The 15,747-nt window shown below is 57.4% G+C and carries 13 protein-coding genes and 2 pseudogenes; 11 read left to right on the forward strand and 4 right to left on the reverse strand.

Annotated elements, in window-relative coordinates; all coding sequences use genetic code 11:
- Positions 1–18 precede the first annotated feature (18 nt).
- The 9 genes from AC07R0_RS20745 (at position 19) to AC07R0_RS20785 (ending at position 11,083) form a co-directional block, all read left to right on the forward strand.
- Complete coding sequence (locus AC07R0_RS20745) at positions 19–1,140, forward strand: substrate-binding protein (protein ID WP_495106377.1); 1,122 nt, start codon at positions 19–21, stop codon at positions 1,138–1,140.
- 275 nt (positions 1,141–1,415) lie between these two features.
- Positions 1,416–3,113, forward strand: coding sequence for a methyl-accepting chemotaxis protein (locus AC07R0_RS20750; RefSeq protein WP_495106262.1), 1,698 nt, complete (start codon positions 1,416–1,418; stop codon positions 3,111–3,113).
- A gap of 20 nt (positions 3,114–3,133) precedes the next feature.
- The gene (locus tag AC07R0_RS20755; RefSeq protein WP_495106263.1) at positions 3,134–4,297 is read left to right on the forward strand and encodes a substrate-binding protein; all 1,164 of its coding nucleotides are present in this window, start codon (positions 3,134–3,136) and stop codon (positions 4,295–4,297) included.
- A 619-nt stretch (positions 4,298–4,916) separates the two neighbouring features.
- Positions 4,917–5,750 carry a branched-chain amino acid ABC transporter permease gene (locus AC07R0_RS20760; protein ID WP_495106264.1) on the forward strand — a complete coding sequence of 278 codons (834 nt, stop codon included), beginning with the start codon at positions 4,917–4,919 and terminating at the stop codon, positions 5,748–5,750.
- A gap of 49 nt (positions 5,751–5,799) precedes the next feature.
- The gene (locus AC07R0_RS20765; RefSeq protein WP_495106378.1) at positions 5,800–7,569 is read left to right on the forward strand and encodes an ABC transporter permease subunit; all 1,770 of its coding nucleotides are present in this window, start codon (positions 5,800–5,802) and stop codon (positions 7,567–7,569) included.
- Positions 7,566–8,276 (forward strand): branched-chain amino acid ABC transporter ATP-binding protein, encoded by a 711-nt coding sequence (locus AC07R0_RS20770; RefSeq protein ID WP_495097873.1) that lies wholly within the window; start codon positions 7,566–7,568, stop codon positions 8,274–8,276. The genes AC07R0_RS20765 and AC07R0_RS20770 overlap by 4 nt, the downstream gene beginning before the upstream one ends.
- A gap of 22 nt (positions 8,277–8,298) precedes the next feature.
- A complete protein-coding gene (locus AC07R0_RS20775; protein ID WP_495106265.1) occupies positions 8,299–9,294 on the forward strand; it encodes an asparaginase in 996 nt (331 codons plus the stop codon).
- A 9-nt stretch (positions 9,295–9,303) separates the two neighbouring features.
- Positions 9,304–10,452 carry a transporter substrate-binding domain-containing protein gene (locus AC07R0_RS20780; RefSeq protein ID WP_495106266.1) on the forward strand — a complete coding sequence of 383 codons (1,149 nt, stop codon included), beginning with the start codon at positions 9,304–9,306 and terminating at the stop codon, positions 10,450–10,452.
- 4 nt (positions 10,453–10,456) lie between these two features.
- Entirely contained in the window at positions 10,457–11,083 is a 627-nt protein-coding gene (locus AC07R0_RS20785; RefSeq protein WP_495097870.1) for an ANTAR domain-containing response regulator, read from the forward strand.
- 420 nt (positions 11,084–11,503) lie between these two features.
- Here AC07R0_RS20785 and AC07R0_RS20790 read toward each other — a convergent pair.
- The 4 genes and pseudogenes from AC07R0_RS20790 to AC07R0_RS20805 form a co-directional block, all read right to left on the reverse strand.
- Positions 11,504–11,620: pseudogene (locus AC07R0_RS20790) on the reverse strand (P-type conjugative transfer protein TrbG); the annotation flags it as partial.
- Positions 11,621–11,688: 68 nt separating this feature from the next.
- Complete coding sequence (locus AC07R0_RS20795; RefSeq protein ID WP_495106267.1) at positions 11,689–11,898, reverse strand: hypothetical protein; 210 nt, start codon at positions 11,896–11,898, stop codon at positions 11,689–11,691.
- Positions 11,895–12,110, reverse strand: coding sequence for an H-NS histone family protein (locus AC07R0_RS20800; protein ID WP_495106268.1), 216 nt, complete (start codon positions 12,108–12,110; stop codon positions 11,895–11,897). The genes AC07R0_RS20795 and AC07R0_RS20800 overlap by 4 nt, the downstream gene beginning before the upstream one ends.
- Positions 12,111–12,234: 124 nt before the next feature.
- Positions 12,235–12,672 (reverse strand): HU family DNA-binding protein, encoded by a 438-nt coding sequence (locus AC07R0_RS20805; RefSeq protein ID WP_495106269.1) that lies wholly within the window; start codon positions 12,670–12,672, stop codon positions 12,235–12,237.
- An 808-nt stretch (positions 12,673–13,480) separates the two neighbouring features.
- Between AC07R0_RS20805 and AC07R0_RS20810 the strand changes: the two are divergent.
- Together AC07R0_RS20810 and AC07R0_RS20815 are read left to right on the forward strand one after the other, a co-directional pair.
- A pseudogene (locus tag AC07R0_RS20810) lies at positions 13,481–13,618 on the forward strand (IS3 family transposase); the annotation flags it as partial.
- A gap of 85 nt (positions 13,619–13,703) precedes the next feature.
- The gene (locus AC07R0_RS20815) at positions 13,704–14,936 is read left to right on the forward strand and encodes a D-alanyl-D-alanine carboxypeptidase family protein (protein ID WP_495106270.1); all 1,233 of its coding nucleotides are present in this window, start codon (positions 13,704–13,706) and stop codon (positions 14,934–14,936) included.
- Positions 14,937–15,747 lie beyond the last annotated feature (811 nt).

Below are 15,747 nucleotides of genomic sequence, written 5' to 3' on the forward strand. Positions count from 1 at the left end.
CGCTTCGGTGCCATTGCGATGGCAGCTTCGCTTGCGCTGCAAGCCCAAGCGGCAGATCCGATACGCATCGGTGTAGCCGTAGGCCTGTCGGGCGCCAACAGCGTCGTGGCTCCTGCCGTCGTGCAGTCCTCGCAATTGGCGATCGAAGAAATCAACGCTGCTGGCGGTATTCTCGGACGCAAGGTAGAGCTTGAGATCGTGGACGATGCTTCGGGCGCAGTCGGTGCGCAGAAGGCATTTGACACCCTCGTCTTCCAGAAAAAGGTGGACGCCATCATTGCTATGGAAACCAGCGCTGCCCGCAATGCCGCGTTACCCATCGTATCGCGCGGCAAAGTGCCGTACATCTACACATCCTTTTATGAGGGGCGCTCGTGTAACGCCTGGATGTACGTAAACGCCTGGGTGCCGGAACAACAGGTCGCCCCCGTCGTTAACTATTTTTGGTCCAACCTCAAAGCTCGTAATTTCTTTCTCGTGGGCAATGACTACGCCTTTGGGCGCGGCATGTTGGACTTCACCAAGAAGTACATCGAAAAGAACGGCGGCAAGGTCGTAGGCGAGGAATACTTACCCATAGATGGCTCCGACTGGACCTCGGTGTTGAGCAAGATCCGTGCGGCCAAGCCCGATGCTTTGATCAGCGCCACGGCTGGCGGTGCACCTAATGTCTCGCTGGCTAAGCAGTTGCAAGGCTCTGGCCTTAACCTCCCGTATGGCAACTTGGCCATCGACGAAGCCACCGCGAAGAATATGGGCGATGTGGCATCCGGCATGTACATGTCGGCTTCGTACCTCACGACAATTGATACGCCGGAGAACAAGAAATTCATGGATGCCATGACGAAGAAATTTGGCACCGACCTGAAGACTCCGAATGAGCTTTCCGAGCCACAGTACGAGGCGTTCTATCTCTTCAAGGCGGCGGTAGAGAAAGTGGGATCCGTGGATAAGGACAAGATCATCAAGGCGCTGGGTGAGGTGTCCTACACCGGTCCCCGCGGCGAGGTCAGCATGAATAAGAGCCGCCACGCGCCGCTCGCTATGCGCCTGGGTCAGATTCAGACCGGCAGCACGATCAAGATTTTGCAGACTTTCAAGGGCGTCGATCCTGGTGCTCAGTGTCCTGACCTGAAGTAAGGCGGTTGCCGTCAGTGGTGTTCGCGCGCGAACGCCGCTGACTGGCCAGTGCCTATCGTAGGACTCAGTAGTCCAATACAAATCCATTTCCTTTTGGGTTCCCTTGGAACTCACAAGAACAAGACACAACCATGGCACGAGCCTGTAGCGCTATGTCTGCTTGCTTGGATCCGTGTATTCCACTACCCAGGACCATAGTACGCAGTAAGCGGTGCAAAGCATTGATGCGCACACTCGGCGCAGCAACGCAGCGTAGCCCAACCGAAGGATCTCCCATGCTGCCAACATACACCCACTCCATTGCGGCTCGACTAACCCTTGGCTTTGGATGTTTGTTGGCGTTGATATTGACGGTTGCAACTATGGATGCATGGTCCTCACATCAGGTAGGTCAGCAGGTAAAACAGATCGTTGAGGTGAACAATCAACGTGCCGCATTAGCCCGTGAGTTGCTAGACAACATTAATCTGATGACCGTGCAGGTTCGCTCCATCGTGCTGCTGACCGATGTTGAAGAACTCAAGGCAGAAGGTGCCACTCTAGAGAAGGCCCGTACGGAGTACATCCGCGCCGAGCAAGCGCTTTCGATGTCCATGACCGATGCCCAGGCAGACGAGCGCCAGCTTGCGGTCGCTATCGTTGAGTTGGGTGCACGGGGCATAGCGTTGGTGCAGCAGGCAGCCAAGCAAGGGCTAGCTGGTGCCAACATCGACGCCACTACAACGTTGACCCAGGAACTCCGTCCTGCCGAAGCCCAGTGGCGGGGCAAAGTCAATCAGCTCATTTCACTGCATACCCAGCGGAATGTCGCACTGGCTACGGAGGTAGGTAAGAATATCCAGCGCGCCACAGTCGTCGGCGCACTGCTCGCTCTGGCGGCCGTGGTAGTTGGCGTATTTGTCGCTTGGCGGATCGCACGTAGCATTCAGCGGCCGGTGGAGCGAGCGATGAGAATCGCCGAGCGCATCGCGGATGGTGCGCTGGACAACGTGATCGAAGACGCAGGTAAGGGAGAGATCGGTCGACTGCTAGAGGCCATTGATACCATGCAGCGCAGGTTGTGTAGCTTGGTTGCCGACATCCGTGACGCAGCCGTCAGTATCGAGACGGCCAGCTCCGAGGTCGCTGCCGGTAACCTCGATCTTAGCCAGCGGACTGAACAAGCGGCCTCGCAGTTGCAGGCGACTGCAAGCTCTCTCGATCACTTGGCGGGCAACCTCCTAAATAGTGCACAAGCGACGGAGCAGGCAAACCGATTAGCGGGCGATGCTGCTCAGGTTGCGCAGCGCGGCGGCAAGGCAGTGGCTCAGGTAGTCGCTACCATGCGTGAGATCAACGGCTCTTCCAAGCGGATTTCCGACATCATTGGTGTGATTGATGGGATCGCGTTCCAGACCAACATCCTTGCGCTCAATGCCGCGGTAGAAGCGGCACGCGCAGGGAATGCCGGCCGTGGTTTTGCAGTAGTCGCCGGCGAGGTACGCGCTCTGGCACAGCACAGTGCATCTGCCGCTAAAGAAATCAAGGAACTGATCTCAGAGAGCCTTTCACATGTGTTGACGGGCTCGCGGCTGGCCCAGGGCGCGGGTGACACTATGACGGAGATACTGACCAGTGTCGAAAAAGTGTCTGGCCTGATTGGCGAGGTAACTGCCGCATCCACCACGCAAAGCAGCGGCATCCGCAGTATTAATCAGGCGATTGCAGAACTCGACAACGCTACACAGCAGAACGCAGCCCTGGTGGAGCAGGGGGCTGCCGCCGCAGATAGTTTGCAAGACCAGGCTCGGCGACTGATCGGTTTGGTGTCTAGCTTTCATTTAGGGTCGAGTTCAGATGACCTCTCACATGCGCCCGATACTGGAATGGCCACCAGTAAGGCGGTGGTGGTTTCAGGTCATCAGCAGTTATGGCCTCACTCCCCCATCGCGCCTGAGCATGCACCACGGCTGCAAACCTCTGCGCAGCGCTAAGTCCGACACAGCTCATCCTCATGAACACACTTCGCAGCCTTCTTCTCATCGCGATAATGGTAAATTTGAGGGGGGTGGCGGCACAGTCCCAACCCGACTATCCCATCAGGATTGGCGTGGCCGTCGGTCTATCTGGTGCCAACAGTGTTATCGCTCCTGCGGTAGTGCAGTCTTCGCAACTGGCTGTCGAAGAGATCAATGCCGCCGGTGGCATCCTGGGGCGCAAAGTTGAACTAGTGATCGTAGACGATGCCTCTGGAGCCGAGGGTGCAGAGAAAGCAATCAACACATTGGTATTCCAAAAGAAGGTGAACGCCATTATTGCAATGGAAACCAGTGCAGCCCGAAGTGCCGCGCTACCCATCATTTCGCGCGGGAGGTTGCCGTACATCTATACCTCGTTCTACGAGGGACATTCATGTAACCCATGGATGTATGTGAATGCTTGGGTGCCGGAACAGCAGGTGGCACCTGTGGTTGACTATCTCGCCCGACATAGAAATGCAAAGACTTACTTTCTGGTGGGCAGTGACTATGCATTCGGACGCGGGATGCTTGAGTTCGCCCGACAGTACATACGGCGCAATGGGGGGCAGGTGGTGGGCGAAGAATACCTGCCGGTGGACAGCAGCTACTGGGCACCCATCATTGCGAAGATTCGAGCGGCCCGGCCTGACGCGTTGATTAGCGCCACTGCCGGCGGTGCGCCGAACGTAACGCTCGCCCAACAGATCAAGAACGCTGATCTCAGGATGCCTTTCGGCAATCTCTCCATAGATGAAAGTACCGCCTGGACAATGGGCGATGCAGCCAAGGGAGTCTTGATGGCGGGCTCTTACTTCCCATCTATCGATACTGCAGAGAATCGGTCGTTTCGCATGCGCATGCTGGTTCGATTTGGTGCGGAGCTGAAGGCTCCCAACGAACTTTCCGTGCCCCAGTACGAGGCCTTTTTCCACTACAAGGCAGCTGTTGAAGCAGTGGGCACAACGGATTCCATAAAAGTCATCAAGGCGCTGGGCGAGGTATCAATCACCGGCCCGCGCGGAACCCTACGCATGGGAAAGAGTCGGCACACACCGCTTCCCATGCGTTTAGGTCAAATTCGATCAGACGGAAGTGTTCGTATCCTGGAGACTTTTTCGAGCGTCGATCCAGGAGAACAGTGCCCCCAGATAGAGTGATTGAAGGTAAGAAAAAGCGAATGGAGGACACGCATGTTCGGCTCTGCGAAACTCACTTAGCGATGGCAGTAATGGGCTATTGAAAGTGCAACACTACAGCTATCTTGTCCTGGTTTGATTGTAGAAATTGCGAAGAATACACCTTCGCCATTGGTTGACGCCGGTGTGAACGGCTGTCATAATTCAGCGAGCTGTTCTGGTTTGACCACTGCAGTTTCTCAGCAACATTGCTGATTACATACCGGCTATAAAAGCCCCTGACATGCGTTCATAGCGCAGTCAGGGGCTTTTTGCTTTTTGGAGTTGAAATGTTTTCGGTGAAAACCCCGTACTTATCCGATCGTCAGGTCTGCACTCTGGTGGAGAACGTGGAGACGATGCCAAGCTGGAGGTACCCGGCGGGACGTCACCTGCATTCCTTGAGCCAAGCGCTCAAAGACCACTGGAGCCATTGCAGTGACCTGATGCCAAGCGCAGGCAATACGCGGTATGGACATATGCGTTGCTATCCATCCATTGTTTTTTAAAACCAAGGAGACTTTCAATGAAACAACCCGTTGCTGCGGCGCCTGCTGCCGCTGATTCCATCTGTCTTTTTCATCGTCGCTAGGAGTACGCCATGGTGCTATTGCTAGATTTACTCACAACGGCCGCAATGCTGTTTATCGTGACAGCAGGACTTATGATGATCTTCGGGGTGATGAAGATAGTCAACTTTGCGCACGGTGCGCTACTGACTCTTGGTGGCTACGCTAGCTATGTAGTTACACAACTCCATCTCACCCCATGGCTAGCCTGGCCCCTTGCTGTAGTGGTGGGCATTGCCGTAGGGATGCTCGTGGAGGGTCTTATCGTGCACCCACTCTACAAGCGGCCGCTCGATGCCATCCTGGCGACCTGGGGTCTAGGTATTGTGATCGGGCAAGTGATAGTGATTGCCTTCGGGCGCGAGGTGCAGTTTGTCAAGGCACCGCTGTCGGGCACTTGGTCGGTGTTAGGTGTGGACTATTCGGCCTACCGACTGGCGCTCGTTCCCATAGCGGCATTGCTGTGTCTGGCACTCACCGGCTTGCTCAATGGCACGCGCTTTGGTGTGCGCACCCGTGCTGTGATCATGAACGAAGATCTGGCAAGCAGCCTGGGCATCCACTCGGGAATGGTGCGTTTCATTACCTTCAGTCTTGGTGCCGGACTTGGCACGCTGGCCGGCGCCATGATCACACCGCTGTCCAGTGTGGACCCGAACATGGGTTTGCCGTGGCTTGTAAGCGCCTTCATGTTGGTCATGGTATCTGGCCATTCAATGGTCAGCTTACTGGTGACCTGCATCGTTTTTGGTGCGGCTCAAGTCCTTGTCAGCACCTACGCCAACCCGGTTCTCGGCGGGCTGACCATCGCTGTCCTCGCTGCTGTCACGTTGCGCATCCGTCCTAAGGGGTTTTCCCGTGGCTAACACTACCGCCACCAATATCGATCCGGAACGGCATGCCGGTGGACCCGCACTGCGCGGCCGATCCTTCAAAGGCATCATCTTGCTAGGGGGACTCGGGCTGCTGCTGATAGCGGTTGGCCCTTGGGTTTTCGACACCTATTTGCTGAACATACTCGTCAAGGCCTTCTTTTTTGCCGTTGCGGCCATCACGGTGGATATCTTGTGGGGCTACACCGGCTACCTGACTTTCGGCCAGTCGGCTTTCTTTGGTATTGGCGCATATGCGGCCGGCCTGGTATTCACACATGCCGGATTCAGTACGTACACGGTGCTGCTGGCTATCGGCGCAACGGTTCTAGCCAGCGCGGCCGTGGGTCTCCTGGTCGGGTGGCTGTCGTTCTATCGCGGTGCGTCGCCATTTTTTGCCACGGTGATTTCGCTGGTATTGCCCATCGTGCTCACGCAGTTGCTGCTATCCGGCGGCAACTGGACGGGATCCAGCTCGGGACTGACTGGGTACCAAACTTTTGACCTTTCCATCGAGGCCTGGTACTGGATTGCAGCGGGCATGCTGCTCGTTGCTGGCCTAATCGGCTGGGTGCTGGTACGCAGCGATGCGGGACGCATGCTGGCAGCCATACGCGACAACGAAGTTCGTTGTACCTACCTGGGCATTAACACCTCGCTGATCAAAATAGCGCTTCTGACGGCGATGGCTGTCATGGCCGCTTTAGCGGGTTTTGGCTACGGGTCTTTCAGCGGCGTAGTGGCCCCCGAACTCGCGGGCTTCGCGCTAGGCACCGAGCTCATCATCTGGGTCGCACTGGGCGGCCGGGGTACCTTGTGGGGGCCACTGGTTGGTGGCGTGCTGATCAATGTGGCCACCGCCTATCTCAGCAGCAGCATGCCCTTCGCCTGGCAGCTGATTCTGGGGGCGGCATTTGTCGTAGTCATTGTGCTGTTCCCTCAAGGTTTGATCCCTTTGCTGCTCAAGCCTTTCGGCATGGCGCAGGTCGCTGCTCGCAGCCCTGTATTGGAGGAACGTCAAAGCCCTGCGCTATCAGTTGCGGGCACCGCAGGTGTTGTGGCGATCCGCATGCAGGGCGTAACCAAGAACTTCGGTTTTCTAAAGGTCCTGCAGGGTATTGACTTGGAGGCCCGCTCAGGCGAACTGGTCGGACTCATCGGGCCGAATGGTGCCGGGAAAACCACGCTAATGCGCTGCATGAGCGATGGCGCGGAACGAAGCGGCGGCACGGTGGAGTTGTGCGGTCGCGACATCGGCAAGTTACCACCGGAGGCCTGCGTGCATCTAGGACTGGGGCGCAAGTTCCAAAATGCCAATATCTTTGAATCGCTGACAGTGGCGGAATGCCTGCGTATTGCAGGTGCGCGGTTGGAGCATCCCTCGATGGTGCGGCAGGAAAACGTTCTGCGTCTACCTCCCTACGCACTGCACGTAGTTCGTGCTACGGCGCTGGAAGACAAACTGACCACCGTTGCACGGGATCTGTCGCATGGCGAGCAACAGGCACTGGAACTGGCCATGGTGCTAGCCCTGGAGCCGCGCGTTGTACTGCTCGACGAGCCTACGGCAGGCCTCACCAAAACCGAGCGCATGCAGATTGGCGAGGTGCTTTCCTCTCTGGCGCACCAGTACGGACTGTGCTGCCTGCTGGTGGAGCATGACCTCGACTTTGTGGAGATGATCTCCACCCGCATCGTGGTGCTGCACCAGGGGGCTATCGCCATGCAAGGCAGTTTCCAAGAGGTGGTGAATTCGCCACTGGTGAAGACTATTTATTCGGGTAGTACCCACGCGACGAAGGAGGCAGCATGAATCCATCATCAGCCTTGGTGCTGAACGGCATTACCAGCGGCTACCGCGCATCCGTGGTGTTACGCGACCTGACTCTGAATATAGAAAAGGGCGAAGCGGTGGCCCTGCTGGGCAAGAACGGCATGGGCAAAAGCACCCTGCTCAAAACGGTGATGGGTTACCTCTCCAAAACGGCTGGCGTAATCCACCTGCACGGCGTGAATATCACCCGTATGCCGCCACACCGCATTGCGCGACAAGGTATGGCCTATGCTTCTCAGGAGCAGCCGTTATTTGCAGACCTCAGCATACGTGACAACCTGCGCCTGGGCTTGGCGCAGGAGTCCTTGTTTCACGAGCGTTTCGCTGCCGTTGAGATCCTGTTCCCTGTCTTTAAAAGTCGGCTGCAACAGTACGCCGGAACGCTGTCGGGCGGTGAACAGAAAATGCTGCTGCTGGCGCGTGCGCTGATGATGCGGCCTTCGGTCATCCTACTCGACGAAATCACGGAAGGCCTGCAGCCTTCGGTGATTGATAAATTGGCCAATGCACTACTGCAAGAGCGCGAACAGCATGGCACTACGATGCTGATTGTGGAACAAAACGTGCCTTTTGCTCTAAAGGTAGCAGACCGCTACGTGATCCTCAAGCAGGGCGAGCTGGTCGATGAGGGTGCGGCCAAGACCGATGGTGCTCTTGAATCTGTGTTCAACCATCTGCGCGTGTGACATGTCGCTAATTGGAGAACCGATGTCTACCTTGGCACCCTTACCCTTATGCCAGCTGATTTCGACCGGTGGCACCATCGCCATGAAGGTCGACCCCCATCGAGGCGGCGCGGTGCCCGCGCTGTCGGGTGACGATCTGCTGGCCGCGGTGCCTGCGATGTCTCGCTGGGCTCGGCTGGAGGTGCTGGATCTGTTCAACATACCCTCCGATTACATGGGGCCAGAGCGCTGGGTGGAGCTCAAGCACGCAGTGGAAGCTGCGCTGGAGCGCCCCGAAATCGTGGGGATAGTCATATCGCACGGCACAGACACGCTGGAGGAAACTGCTTGGTTTCTGGATCTGACCATCGCAAGTGACAAACCGGTGGTGCTGGTAGGTGCGCAGCGCAACGCGTCGGTGCCCGACTTCGATGGTCCGCGTAACCTTCTGAATGCGGTGCGGGTGTGCATTGCGCATGAGGCGCGTGGCCAGGGCGTGTTGATCGCTATGAACAACCAGATAAACGCGGCCCGCGAGGCAAGCAAGACTCACACAGCCGATGTCGAAACATTCAAGTCCGGCGACTTCGGCTTGCTCGGCGTGATCGACGAGGACCGGGTGGTGTTCTCGCGCAAGTGCACACGCCGCCACCATGTGCCGTTATGGGTAGGGGTTTTACCCCGGGTGGAGATCGTTCCCATGTTTGCGGGCGCCACTGGTGATCTGATGCGGACTGCGGTCTCGTTAGGCGCGCAAGGAATTGTGGTTCAAGCCCTGGGCTTTGGCAACGTAAACGCAGCCATGTTCAAGGCTATCAGAGAGAGCATTGCGCAGGGAGTACCTGTGGTCATATCCACTAGGGTTCCTAATGGGCGTGTGCAGCCGGCCTACGGCTTTGACGGTGGTGGCAGCACCCTCAAAGCTGCTGGTGCGGTTTTCGCCGACAATTTGAGTCCCTACAAAGCGCGCATTCTTTTGATGCTGTCGCTGCAAAATACGGTCAGTTCCCGGCAGTTGCAAGCCATTTTTGATCAGTGAAGGAATGCCATGTCTGACGACACATCCCTAGCGCAGGACGACGGCTGGCGCGTAGGCGTTCTATTCTCCCGCTCGGGCGCTACGGGCGTCACCGAGTCCGAACACTTCTACGGTACAGCTTTGGCCATAGAAGAGATCAACCAGCTCGGCGGTGTGCTCGACCGGCCACTCATTCCCATCGCATATGACCCTAAGGGAGACATCGCGGAATACCGTAAGCTGGCCACGCGGCTATTGCTGGAGGACGAGGTCATCGTGGTGTTCGGCTGCTCCCGATCATCGAGCCGGAAGGCCATCCTGCCGGTGATCGAGCGCAACAATGCACTGCTGTGGTACTGCTCCTTTTACGAGGGCTTTGAGTATTCACCCAACGTAATCTACACCGGGGCGGTGCCGAACCAGAATAGCGTGCAGCTGGCCGCCTACCTGATGCAGAACCGGGGTAAGCGATTCTTCCTGGTCGGGGCAGACTACATCTACCCGCGTGAATCGAACCGCATCATGCGCGATATGGTCGAGCAGCATGGCGGAGAGATACTCGAAGAGGTCTACCTACCCATCGAGGCCGGCGCGGCCGAACTAAAGGAAGTGCTGGCCGACATCAAGGCACAGCAGCCAGATGTGGTGTTCTCCACGCTGGTGGGGCAATCGGCTCGCCTGTTTTATCAACTGTACCGGGACTTCGGGCTCGACCCCAAAACCATGCCGATTGCCAGCCTGTCGATGGCCGAGGAAGAGATTAGGCTGATTGGCCCTGCGCTGTGCGAGGGACATATTACCTCGGCCACGTATTTTGGGTCGGTGCAGAACGAGAGCAATCGGCGCTTTGTGGAGCTGTGGCGCCAGCGCTTTGGCGACCGACCGACCAGCACCTGGTCAGAGATGGCATACACCCAGGTGCACCTGTTTGCCCGTGCCCTGCAGCGTGCGGGCAGTATGGACCGACGCAAGTTGGTGGAGGCCGTGCGGGCCGTTTCCTTCGATTCTCCCGAGGGATGTGTCACAGTGGACGCAGAGAACAACCACTGCGCGCTCACGCCCCGCATCGGCATCTGTCGTGCCGACGGACAGTTCGACATCGCATGGGAGGCATCAGAACCGGTGAAACCCGACCCATACCTGTCTACTTTCGGGTTTTCCGAATTCTGGTTGAGGTGAGGTCATGAGCTCCAGCCTTCGTCGCCTCTATGAGGACCTGCGCAGCATCAGCGTCACCGTCGTCTACCCGCCCGGGGAAGACCGCGACGTGGTCGTACAGCAATTGCAGCGCATCGGCTGCCGACTCAAGGTGGTCTGGCCATTCCCGGCCGAACCGCCCACTGGTATGGACGTGATCTTCTTCCAGGTCTCCCAAGACCTCGAAGGCAGCAGCGCCTGGAACGCCAGCGCGGTGGATGCCGCCCTCGTGGCGCTCTCGGACTACGAAAGTCCAACAACGCTAAAGTTGCTGCTGGATACAAAGTCCCATGGCGTCATCACAAAGCCGTTTCGATCGTCGGGCATTCTCAGCACTCTGGTACTGGCCAGGGCATCGCAGGGGTTTCAGCAACGCCAGCAGGGAAAGATCGACAAGCTCGAGTCCACCATCAAGTCACGCCGCCAGATTGAAAAGGCGATCCGCGTGCTGGTGGATTACCAGCGCATGACCGAAGCTCAGGCTTATGAGCACATGCGTGAACGTGCTACCGGCCTGCGAGTGACGGTGGCCGAGGTGTCCGCAATGCTTCTTGAAACCCATGAAGCTATGGAGAAACTCGGGTTTTCAAAGTCAACGCCGCGAGGTAAGTAGTACTGATGTTCTGGATGCACTCATCCAGCAAGGGGAGCGATGCTGCTGCCGCCGACTTAAGGCTGAAAAGTTGGACGGCGGTAGAAATATTGGACTTGTTTATGACTTTAAATTCAACTGTTGTGAAATCGTAACGCCGTAAACCCGCGTGGATGCTGGGTGGCCGTTTACGACTTTAATTGCACAGAACAATAGCACAAACTGCATATTCCATAAGCGATAGAGGTATTTATATACGGGAAAATACAGTTCGTCGAGGGCTTGCAAAAAAAGGGGCTACTGGCCCCTTTTTTGCGACGCTTGTATTCAGTGAGGAACCCACGTTCTACATCCTGAATGTGGCGGCTGGCGGATAGGCTGCATCTGGAGTCGATTGACTATCGGGCGTCATTCCGGCGCTTGGTGGGGTAGCGGCTTTCACGGCGGGTTGCTGCCACTGACCGCGTAGCGAAAGCGAATCTTCTCCAGCGATAGGCCCGACTCCACCCGTGCGGCAGCATTGGCCGCCTGCGCCTGATGCTGTAGGGCCAGCACCTGCCCTTCGGGTTGGGTCCAGTTGGGGGAAGTCGCCAAGGACCGGTGCAGGGAAATAGGCGGAATACTCATCAATCCTTGAGACTCACACCCAAGGCATCCAGCTTCTTTGCGTAAGAGTCCCTGCGTTTTGCTGCTTTTGTCGCTGCGTCGACGGCAGCTTCGATGGCCTTGGGCCCCTTTTTCGCAGCTGCTTTGATCAATCCGAATTTGTGAGCGGCATCTGCCTCCGCCCGCTTGAAAGTGGCGATGATTTCGGCATGGGCAACAGATGGATTCACAGGTGTACGGGCGGACGCGTCCGTGGCCCTTTGCTCTTGCGCTTACCCTTCGCGGTAGCGTTCCCAAAGAGGTCCTCTGCGGTGAGTCCATAGAAATCTATGGCAACCTTGATCCGCTCGATCACACCTCCGACTTCCCTCGTCCGGATGAGCGCGGCTTCTTTTTGCAGACTCTCAATTTTCTTGTGGATGCTAAGCAGAGTCTTTGTCATAGGGTTTCCAAAAGGGGAACGTTGAAGCATAAGAGAAAGGACGCTCAAGGCGTCCTTTGCGTGGGGCGAGTTCCCTGCCGCCTATGCCGCTGGCCATGCGGCAAGGGCAGTAGGGGCAGTAGGTTTAAATCGCTGCGTCCTTGAGCTTCTTGAAGAAAGTCGCGCGCAGTTTCACCGTGGCAGGCTTGGCTTTGAACACCTGTTCTTCCTTAGTGAAAGGATTGATACCCTTGCGGGCCTTCTTGGCCGGCACCTGGATGGCCGCTACACGTACCAGGCCGGGAATGGCGAATTCTCCAGCGCCCTTCTTGTGCAGCGATGCCAGCATCGTCGCTTCCAAAGCGGCCAGCACGGCACGTACGCCTTTGGGTTCCACACCAGATACTGCCGCCAGGTGCGCGGTCAGCTGGGTTTTGTTCAGCTTGTCTTTGAAAGGCTTGGCCTTGACTGGTTCGGCGGCGGCTTTGGCGGTAACCGCTTTTGCCGGCACGGTCTTCTTGGTTGCGGTGGTTTTCTTGACAGGTGCCGCGGTCTTGGCGGGCGCTTTTTTGGTGGTTGCCATGTGATTTCACTGGTTGTTGGAGGACACCGACCCGGTTGGGCCGTGAAAATATTTTAGGGGTAACGCATAGGAGCACCTGTTCGAGGCCAGCGGCACGGATTCGCCCATGGCCGTTGATGGACGCAATCTTGCCCTATGCCTGGGACAGAAACGACCTTGATTCCAATGCGAGTGAACGCTACGCTGGATGTATTTGCAGGAGTCTCGTGCTATATCCATCGATCGCTCTCACTACCCCGGTGTGCCAGACGACTTTCCCATCCACGCTACGCCCTCGGGCTTGGCCGGTGCACAGCCAAAGATGGATTTGGTGGAGGAAGACGGCAAGTACTATGTCCTGGGCACTTCGCCAGCAGAGGTACTTGAAATACTCCAAATGTGCGATGACTTGGTCGATTAGATGGGCGCGTACTGCACACGCAAATTGCCTGCTTCCAGGACAACCATGCACAGGTTATGGCGGCGGCATTCCAAGGGTTGCTGCACAAGCATTGGTGCACGGCGGAACAGTCCGTGTGGGTCATACTGGAGACTGTGAGGCGCTTGGGTTGGGACGTGCCACCCGAGACTTTCAGTGTGAAATAGTGGGGGCGAAATGGTCGACTCTGACAAATACAGCTTGCTTGGCGTCGTTTGTCGAAGCGTTGACGCGCGCCAAGGGGATCTGAACCACTGCCCCCGGTTTTGTTCGCAATTTCCAGCTGGATGGGTATGTGCGTTGGAAGGACGAGGATAAGCCGCGACGATCGATTGGGCTGGGGGCGAATATCTATCGCAGTGGGTCACCATTGAATCCATGGCTCCCAAGATTTGCAGGATCTTGCAGGTCGCCCCATCCGGCTACTGGCGATACGCAGCGCAGCAGCTGGATGCCACGCTGCTGAGCCGGTGCGCCAAGCGCGATGCAGAGCTGAAGCCGCACATCGTACGTGTCTGGCAGGCCAACTAGCAGGTTCCGCCGACGAAAATCTCCCCCATGCAAGAAAGCGGGGTACGCTCCGCCACAATGAACGATCACGACCATAAATCCCATGCAATCCACGAAATCTGCCCTCCTGCCTCTTGTATTCGCCATAGCCGCAGGTACCCTGGTACCCAGCTTGGCGACTTTTGCAACTGATCGCCCAGCAGCCAAGCTTGCTGCGCACAAAAAGTCCGCAGACGAAGTGCCAGCCCCAGCGCCGTTGGCCGGGCAATCCGTCGTGGCCGGTGGCGCGCCGGCCATCCCCGCCAAGGCATGGCTGCTGATGGACTTCGACTCCGGAGAGGTACTTGCCTCAGCCAACCCCGACGAACCGTTGCCACCAGCGTCACTGACCAAGATGATGACCAGCTTCCTGGTTGAGCAGGCCCTTCGCTCAGGCAAACTCAAAAAGGACGAGCTCGTTTCGGTCAGCGAGAACGCCTGGTGCCGGGGCTCGAGCACCGAGTCGTGCATGTACCTGCCGCTGAACAGCCAGGCCACGGTGATGGACATCCTGCGTGGCATCGTTATACAGTCGGGTAACGATGCCTCCAAGGCGATCGCCGAACACATGGCGGGCTCCGAAGAGGGCTTCGCCAAACTTATGAATGCCGAAGCCAAGCGCCTTGGGATGGCGAACACGAATTTTGTGAACCCCACAGGCCTGCCCGACCCGGCGCACAAGTCGTCTGCCCGCGATCTCGCCATCCTCGCGCGTGCAATCATCCGCGACAGCGCCGATTACTACCCGATTTACGCCGAACGCGAGTTCAAGTACAACGGCATCAAGCAAGGCAACCGCAACGCCTTGCTCTACACCGACCCCACTGTGGATGGACTGAAGACGGGCCACACCGAGGAAGCCGGCTACTGCCTGGTCACCTCAAGCAAGCGCAACGATATGCGCCTCATCACGGTCATCCTCAACACCAACAGCGCAAAGGCGCGTGCCGATGAGACCCGCACGCTGCTGGGCTGGGGATTCAGCCACTTCGAGAAGGCCACCCCCATTCAGCCGAACGCCGTGGTCACTAATGCCAAGCTCAGGTTTGGCAAGGCCGACACAGTCGCCGCAGGCCTGGGATCGCCATGGACGTTGACCGTCCCGCGCGGTCAAAAATTGCAGACCTCGGTGCAGGTAAAGCCCGACCTGGAGGCGCCGGTCGCCAAGGGTGCCGTGATCGGCAAGGTGATCGCAGAATCGAACGGAAAGCCGATTGGCGAGACACCGTTGGTCGCGCAGGCGGATGTGGAGCGCGCAAGCTTCATGCTGCGCATGTGGCAGCACTTGGTCAAGTAACTCGGGAGCGCCCCAATGGGGCTTCAGCCAAGACGACGGACACACAGGTGTGCATCGGACCGGTGTCCAGCAGGTCAGTGAGTTGGGCTGCTAGGAGTAAGAGTGATTGCATCGAGGTGCTGCTGCACGGAGCTGTTGGCCGGACAATGCGGTCTGTGAGGGTTTCTTCGGGCGGCTGAAGACGGAGCTGTTCTACCCTCGGGACTGGCAGGCGACAACCATTGAGCAGTTCATTCAGATCGTTGACGCCTACATCTACTGTCCGCCCATGCGGCGGCCCGTAAAGCCCCACATGGCTATGAGTCGTTTCGTGCGCGGCATCGCAGGTTTTCTGCGGCCGTGCGGAGCTTGGGGGAGCCGCAGTGGTTGGCTCACTCTTGGTGACTGTAGTTATCTGCGCGTGGATCTAGAAAAAGCTTGGTCAGGATGTGAAGGATTGCTTCTCCGGCCGGAGAAGTTCCAGGATTTCACACAGAGTGCGTCTCTCATAGGTACAGCTGGAAGTCGCAGCCGTCTGTGCCACCAGTGCCGCGTTCTGCTGCACTGGTTTCTACAGAAACCTCGATCTTGACCGTGAAGGTATTCGCAGCATCTTGATGCTTCGGTCCAAATACGGGCAGCCGCAGAAAACCTTGACCGGCCCATAGCTTTATATCGACGACACGTTCCGTAAGCGGGCTTTGGCGATAGGCTTCAGCAAGCCATCATGGTCGCAGCCCTTGGATGCCGGTTACAACAGTGCATCCTATTCACTCTTGACCTACCCCTCTTTCTCTGCGTTGCACTTCGTACTTGAATTCGCCCATATATT

The organism is Rhodoferax sp. GW821-FHT07F03 (assembly GCF_059418745.1).

What these genes read in the sequence shown, in the direction of transcription:
- AC07R0_RS20745 (WP_495106377.1), top strand. Translation starts at nt 19, where the DNA reads ATGGCAGCTTCGCTTGCGCTGCAAGCCCAAGCGGCAGATCCGATACGC.
- AC07R0_RS20800 (WP_495106268.1), bottom strand. Translation starts at nt 12,110, where the DNA reads ATGACAAAGACTCTGCTTAGCATCCACAAGAAAATTGAGAGTCTGCAA.
- AC07R0_RS20770 (WP_495097873.1), top strand. Translation starts at nt 7,566, where the DNA reads ATGAATCCATCATCAGCCTTGGTGCTGAACGGCATTACCAGCGGCTAC.
- AC07R0_RS20805 (WP_495106269.1), bottom strand. Translation starts at nt 12,672, where the DNA reads ATGGCAACCACCAAAAAAGCGCCCGCCAAGACCGCGGCACCTGTCAAG.
- AC07R0_RS20760 (WP_495106264.1), top strand. Translation starts at nt 4,917, where the DNA reads ATGGTGCTATTGCTAGATTTACTCACAACGGCCGCAATGCTGTTTATC.
- AC07R0_RS20775 (WP_495106265.1), top strand. Translation starts at nt 8,299, where the DNA reads ATGTCTACCTTGGCACCCTTACCCTTATGCCAGCTGATTTCGACCGGT.
- AC07R0_RS20785 (WP_495097870.1), top strand. Translation starts at nt 10,457, where the DNA reads ATGAGCTCCAGCCTTCGTCGCCTCTATGAGGACCTGCGCAGCATCAGC.
- AC07R0_RS20780 (WP_495106266.1), top strand. Translation starts at nt 9,304, where the DNA reads ATGTCTGACGACACATCCCTAGCGCAGGACGACGGCTGGCGCGTAGGC.
- AC07R0_RS20750 (WP_495106262.1), top strand. Translation starts at nt 1,416, where the DNA reads ATGCTGCCAACATACACCCACTCCATTGCGGCTCGACTAACCCTTGGC.
- AC07R0_RS20815 (WP_495106270.1), top strand. Translation starts at nt 13,704, where the DNA reads ATGCAATCCACGAAATCTGCCCTCCTGCCTCTTGTATTCGCCATAGCC.
- AC07R0_RS20755 (WP_495106263.1), top strand. Translation starts at nt 3,134, where the DNA reads ATGAACACACTTCGCAGCCTTCTTCTCATCGCGATAATGGTAAATTTG.